The sequence below is a fragment of the Vibrio penaeicida genome (assembly GCF_030689305.1).
Classification (GTDB): Bacteria; Pseudomonadota; Gammaproteobacteria; order Enterobacterales; family Vibrionaceae; genus Vibrio; species Vibrio penaeicida_B.
On the sequence record NZ_JAUYVM010000011.1, the window covers coordinates 212485 to 218730 of the forward strand.

The window sequence follows — 6246 nt, forward strand, 5'->3', positions numbered from 1 at the left end:
TTTAGGAGTCTTCGAGTCCGAGACTCTGACGTATAACAGTTAATTTGGCGGGTTCACCCTGCTCTGCTGCACTTTGCAGCGCACGCGTGGGAGCGTGAATCAACTTGTTGGTTAACTTATTGCTAAGCTCGATAAGAATTTTTTCCGGATCACCGCCCGAAGACAGCGATTGCAAACTTCTAGAAAGCAGCTCTTCACGGATACCATTTGCAGATTCGCGGTAGTCTCTAATACTATCTACCGCTTGCAGAGAACGAAGCCAAGTCATAAACCCAGCACTTTCTTCTGCCACAATGGCTTCCGCTTGGATGGCTTCGACTTTTCTTTGCTCTATATTCTTATCAACGATGGATTGAAGATCATCCACTGTATATAAATAGGCATCGTCCAGTTCAGAAACTTGTGCTTCTACATCTCTAGGCACCGCAATATCAACGATTAATATCGGTTGATGTCTGCGGGCTTTTAAAGCCGTTTCTACCATCCCTTTCCCTATGATCGGCAGAGGACTTGCCGTGGAACTGATAACAATATCAGCTTTTGGCAAATGTTCAGGTATTTCCGGCAAACTAATCACTGACGCACCAAAATCTTCCGCCAGTGTTTGTGCTCTTTCACGGGTTCGATTCGCGACAATCATTTTTTTACAACCATGACCATCAAGGTGTTTGGCAACCAACTCTATGGTTTCACCTGCACCGACCAACAATACCGTTGTCTCTTCAATCGATTCGAAAATGTGTTTCGCTAGTGTGCATGCAGCGTAAGCTACAGACACCGCATTACCACCAATCTCGGTTTCAGTTCGAACACGCTTAGCAACAGAAAACGCTTTCTGAAAAAGCTTCTCCATTGTAGCGTCAACGGCCTTACTATCACGAGCATCCGAAAACGCCTGCTTAACCTGACCTAAAATTTGGGGTTCACCCAACACCAAGGAATCTAACCCACAAGCCACTCTCATCAAATGCTTGATGGCAGATTGTTCTTCATGGATATACAGGCTGGGCATTAAATCGGTTGAATGAATACCATGAAAATCAGTTAACCAATCGATTATCTGACCTTTTCCTGCATTTTTGACGTCACAATATATTTCTGTGCGATTGCAGGTTGAAAGGATCACTCCACCGTTAATACTTGAATTATTGGCAATATCAGATAGTGCTTGGGTCAGCTTGTCTGGAGAAAATGCGATTTTTTCTCGCAATTCGACCGACGCCGTATTGTGATTGATACCAATGACAAGCAAAGACATGTAGTGAGAGATCTCTGTCCGAAAATACTGTAAGAGCTTGAATTTTACTTTATGGAAGCACCTATTTAAAGGGGGGATTTAAACACGATGTCATTTAAGTGATATAGTGAGCGCCGAATTAGCGTTATGTGGAGCAAAGATTGACTATTCTACTCATTTCACCTATCACCCAATTTGTTCGTTCTTTGAGAAGCTCTTCTGCATTGTTTGTCGCTTCAATAGCACTTTTACTTTCTGCTTGTACCACTCTTCCAGAGGCGACCAATCAACCTGTCGACTGGGTTTCACATCAAAATCAATTAGAATCACTCCAAGAGTATGCCCTCACAGGGAAAATGGCTTACATCAGTGAAAGTAAGCGCCAGAGCCTGAATTTCTACTGGAAAAAAACTCATAACTCAGAAGAACTTCGTCTAACTACTTCACTTGGTCAGACAGCTTTACTGCTTAACATTGATGAAAATGGTGCAACCGTCGTCACCCATGAAGGGGACACCTATCGACATGTTAGCGGCAATATTCTGATTAAGCGTCTTACAGGTCTCAGTATCCCGATTGATCAGTTAAGTGAGTGGATAAAAGGTTTACCTATCGATGCGGACTACTACCAACTTAACGAGGAAAATACGTTAAGTGACCTAACAAAGCAGATAGATGGTCAAGCTTGGGAATTAAACTTTAATAAGTACACCCAACAAAATGAATTCGTATTACCGTCTAGCCTGACGTTAGTACAGGACAAAACAAAGTTAAAAATTGCCGTTTCAAAATGGATAGTCTCTCAATGATTCCAACCCATACCACTTGGCCTTCGCCAGCAAAACTCAACCTATTTTTGTACATAACGGGTCAAAGAGCTAATGGTTACCATGAGCTCCAAACGCTATTCCAGTTCATCGATTACGGCGACGAACTGGGCATAAAAGCCAATGCAACCGGTAACGTGACGCTGTCGCCAGAAATTACAGGGGTTGCCCTAGAAGATAACTTAATTTGGAAGGCCGCCCGTGCACTGCAACAAAAAACCGGATGCCCCTTAGGTGCGCACATTGAGTTAAAAAAGATTCTTCCAATGGGTGGCGGAATAGGTGGCGGCTCTTCAAACGCCGCAACAACGTTAGTTGCGTTGAATTATTTGTGGCAAACCAACCTGTCCGACAATGAGCTGGCGGAAATAGGCTTGGCTTTGGGTGCCGATGTACCTGTTTTTGTACGAGGTCACGCCGCGTTTGCAGAAGGCGTTGGTGAAGAAATTTACTCAGCAGAGCCAGAAGAAAAAGTCTATCTCGTTGTTCGCCCTAATGTCAGCATCGCGACAGCCGACATTTTTTCTCATCCTCAATTGACAAGAAACACACCAAAACGAGATCTGGCAACACTTCTTGACACTGAGTACGAAAACGATTGCGAAAAAATCGTCCGAATACTCTATCCTGAGGTTGATAAGCAACTTTCATGGCTGCTACAATACGCGCCGTCAAGATTGACGGGTACTGGATCTTGCATTTTTGGCGAGTTTTCGAGCAAAAGTGAAGCAAATTCAGTACTCTCTCAGCTTTCAGATGATGTACATGCATTTGTAGCTGCAGGCGTAAATCTTTCGCCTCTAAAAGAAAGATTGGCCGAGTACAAATCGGCCGACTCACAATCTATCTAAAAACTGGACGCAACCCCGAGGTTTCTACCGTGCCTGATATGAAGCTATTTGCTGGTAACGCTACACCTGAACTAGCCCAACGTATTGCTGATCGTCTATACATCTCCCTAGGTGACGCTACTGTTTCCCGTTTCTCTGACGGCGAAGTCGCTGTTCAAATCAACGAGAACGTGCGTGGTAGTGATGTATTCATCATCCAATCTACTTGTGCACCAACCAACGACAACCTAATGGAGTTGGTGGTAATGATTGATGCAATGCGCCGTGCTTCAGCTGGCCGTATTACAGCAGTAATCCCTTACTTCGGATACGCTCGTCAAGATCGTCGTGTACGTTCAGCTCGTGTGCCAATCACTGCTAAAGTGGTTGCCGATTTCCTTTCTAACGTTGGTGTTGACCGCGTTCTTACTATCGACCTTCACGCAGAACAAATTCAGGGCTTCTTCGATGTTCCTGTAGATAATATCTTCGGTACTCCAGTACTGCTTGAAGATATGCGTGCTCGTGGTCTTGAGGATCCGGTTGTTGTATCTCCTGACCTTGGCGGTGTTGTACGTGCTCGTGCGACTGCAAAGGCTCTCGACGATACTGATATCGCTATCGTAGACAAGCGTCGCCCACGTGCTAACGTTTCAGAAGTGATGAACCTTATTGGTGATGTTGAAGGTCGCGATTGCGTGATCGTTGATGACATGATCGATACAGGTGGCACACTTTGTAAAGCAGCAGAAGCACTAAAACAACGTGGCGCAAAGCGTGTATTCGCTTACGCAACTCACGCTGTGTTCTCTGGTAACGCTGCTGAAAACATTGCTAACTCGGTACTTGACCAAGTCATTATTACTGACTCAATCGAACTACCTCAAGAGATGGCAGCAACAGGCAAAGTAACTCAGCTTACTCTGTCTAGCATGTTGGCTGAAGCGATTCGTCGTATCAGCAATGAAGAGTCTATCTCAGCAATGTTCAACTAAGACTTAAGTTCAAAGCCCAACCAAGATTTAGGCTGAGCTAAGAATGACCCTAATTTAAAAGATGCCTCGCAATGCGGGGCATTTTTTTATCCGTAGAATGTCCGTAGACATCCTGTCGATTAATAAGTTTGAAGTGTGCTATCATATCGCGCTTTTTGATTACGCAGAGAGACCATAACCTTGAGTCAGACCATTAAACTTCTGGTTGGATTGGCAAATCCCGGACCGGAATACGCAAGAACCCGCCACAATGCTGGGGCTTGGGCAGTTGAAGAATTAGCGAGGGTTCATAATGTAACCTTAAAAAATGAAGCTAAATTTTTCGGGTTAACGGGTCGTATCTTGGTCGATGGTCAGGATTTGCGTTTACTGATTCCAACCACCTATATGAACCTGTCTGGTAAGGCAGTCGCAGCACTTGCAAAGTTCTATCAGATTACCCCAGAAGAAATAATGGTGGCACATGATGAACTCGACATGCCTCCAGGTGTCGCCAAATTTAAAAAAGGCGGTGGTCATGGTGGGCATAACGGTCTAAAAGACATCATCAGTAAACAAGGCAATAACAAAGATTTCTATCGCCTTAGGATTGGCATCGGTCATCCTGGGCATAAAGACAAAGTGGCGGGCTATGTATTGGGCAAAGCACCAGCCAAAGAGCAAGAATGCATTGATGCTGCAGTAGATGAATCTGTACGCAGCCTCGACATCTTGTTAAAAGACGGACTTACGAAAGCGCAAAACCGCTTACACACGTTCAAAGCTGAATAAGGTTACTATCATGGGTTTTAAATGTGGCATCGTTGGTTTGCCAAATGTTGGTAAATCAACTCTGTTTAACGCACTGACTAAAGCAGGCATCGAGGCAGCAAACTTTCCTTTCTGTACTATCGAGCCAAACACAGGCGTAGTACCTGTTCCAGATTTGCGTTTAGACGCATTAGCGAAAATTGTTAATCCGAAAAAAATCTTGCCAACAACAATGGAATTTGTCGACATCGCAGGTTTGGTTGCGGGCGCATCCAAAGGTGAAGGGCTCGGTAACAAATTCCTTGCAAACATTCGTGAAACAGATGCGATTGGTCATGTTGTTCGCTGTTTCGAGAACGAAAACATTGTTCACGTAGCGGGTAAAGTTTCTCCAATTGAAGACATTGAGGTCATCAATCTAGAGCTTGCATTGGCTGATTTGGATTCTTGTGAGCGCGCTATACACCGCAACACTAAGAAAGCCAAAGGCGGCGACAAAGACGCGAAGTTTGAACTGACTGTTCTTGAAAAACTGCTTCCTGTTCTAACAGAAGGTGGAATGGCTCGTACAGTTGATCTTGCAAAAGAAGAACTGGCAGCTGTAGGCTACTTGAACTTCCTAACACTTAAGCCAACCATGTACATTGCCAATGTGAATGAAGATGGTTTTGAAAACAACCCATACCTGGATGCAGTACGTGAGTACGCCGAGAATGAAAACAACGTTGTTGTCGCTGTTTGTGCATCTATCGAATCAGAACTGTCGGAACTAGACGATGAAGACCGTGAAGAATTCCTTGCCGATATGGGCATTGAAGAACCAGGGTTGAACCGTGTAATTCGTTCTGGCTACGAATTGTTAACGCTACAAACTTACTTCACCGCAGGTGTGAAAGAAGTGCGTGCATGGACAATTCCAATTGGTGCAACAGCCCCTCAATCTGCTGGTAAAATCCACACTGATTTTGAGAAAGGTTTCATCCGTGCAGAAGTCGTTGGATATGATGATTTCATCCAATTCAACGGAGAAAGCGGTGCAAAAGAAGCTGGTAAATGGCGTCTAGAAGGTAAAGACTACATTGTGAAAGATGGTGACGTCGTTCACTTCCGCTTCAACGTTTAAGCGTTATTCTTCACGTTTTCACTTAAAAGTGTTCAAAAAGCCAACAAATTTGTTGGCTTTTTTTATTTAACGATACTCATAATTCCGATTTAAATGCCTCTCCAAGCTATGTCCGTGTTGCAATCACAACACTTTTAGATCAGAAACACGTCTCTTTGCTTAAAAAAAGGGCGAACAATTCTAAAATCGCAATTTATTAAAAAAAACTGTTGACGGTTTTGGGTCATATCCGCATAATGCGCTCCGTTCTCGACAATAAGGCGACTTATAAAAGAGATCGAAAGTTTGAAAATGGCTACGTAGCTCAGTTGGTTAGAGCACATCACTCATAATGATGGGGTCACAGGTTCGAATCCCGTCGTAGCCACCATTTCCTAAGCGCTTTTTTGAAAGCTTTTAGGAAATAATGCGGAAGTGGCGGAATTGGTAGACGCACCAGATTTAGGTTCTGGCGCCGCAAGGTGTGAGAGTTCAAGTCTCTCCT

Annotated in this window: 6 protein-coding genes and 1 tRNA gene; 6 read left to right on the forward strand and 1 reads right to left on the reverse strand. The window is 44.1% G+C overall.

Features of this window, described 5'->3' with window-relative positions; translation table 11 throughout:
• Position 1 precedes the first annotated feature (1 nt).
• Entirely contained in the window at positions 2 to 1258 is a 1257-nt protein-coding gene (gene hemA, locus Q8W40_RS18360; RefSeq protein ID WP_305399237.1) for a glutamyl-tRNA reductase, read from the reverse strand.
• 140 nt (positions 1259 to 1398) lie between these two features.
• On the opposite strand from hemA, the gene lolB reads away from it, so the two are divergent.
• The 6 genes from lolB to Q8W40_RS18390 all read left to right on the forward strand — a co-directional run bounded on the left by lolB (position 1399) and on the right by Q8W40_RS18390 (position 6132).
• Positions 1399 to 2046, forward strand: a complete 648-nt coding sequence (gene lolB / locus Q8W40_RS18365) for a lipoprotein insertase outer membrane protein LolB (RefSeq protein WP_305399238.1) — start codon at positions 1399 to 1401, stop codon at positions 2044 to 2046.
• Complete coding sequence (gene ispE, locus Q8W40_RS18370) at positions 2028 to 2915, forward strand: 4-(cytidine 5'-diphospho)-2-C-methyl-D-erythritol kinase (RefSeq protein ID WP_305399240.1); 888 nt, start codon at positions 2028 to 2030, stop codon at positions 2913 to 2915. The genes lolB and ispE overlap by 19 nt, the downstream gene beginning before the upstream one ends.
• 29 nt (positions 2916 to 2944) lie before the next feature.
• Positions 2945 to 3889 carry a ribose-phosphate pyrophosphokinase gene (locus Q8W40_RS18375; RefSeq protein ID WP_004401505.1) on the forward strand — a complete coding sequence of 315 codons (945 nt, stop codon included), beginning with the start codon at positions 2945 to 2947 and terminating at the stop codon, positions 3887 to 3889.
• 180 nt (positions 3890 to 4069) lie between these two features.
• Complete coding sequence (gene pth / locus Q8W40_RS18380; RefSeq protein ID WP_305399247.1) at positions 4070 to 4660, forward strand: aminoacyl-tRNA hydrolase; 591 nt, start codon at positions 4070 to 4072, stop codon at positions 4658 to 4660.
• 10 nt (positions 4661 to 4670) lie between these two features.
• A complete protein-coding gene (gene ychF, locus Q8W40_RS18385; protein ID WP_305399249.1) occupies positions 4671 to 5762 on the forward strand; it encodes a redox-regulated ATPase YchF in 1092 nt (363 codons plus the stop codon).
• A gap of 293 nt (positions 5763 to 6055) precedes the next feature.
• Positions 6056 to 6132: transfer RNA gene (locus Q8W40_RS18390), tRNA-Met, on the forward strand.
• Positions 6133 to 6246: the final 114 nt, after the last annotated feature.

Bases quoted from the DNA above. Each gene is read 5' to 3' on its own strand.
- hemA (WP_305399237.1), bottom strand. From the start codon at position 1,258: ATGTCTTTGCTTGTCATTGGTATCAATCACAATACGGCGTCGGTCGAA.
- ispE (WP_305399240.1), top strand. From the start codon at position 2,028: ATGGATAGTCTCTCAATGATTCCAACCCATACCACTTGGCCTTCGCCA.
- ychF (WP_305399249.1), top strand. From the start codon at position 4,671: ATGGGTTTTAAATGTGGCATCGTTGGTTTGCCAAATGTTGGTAAATCA.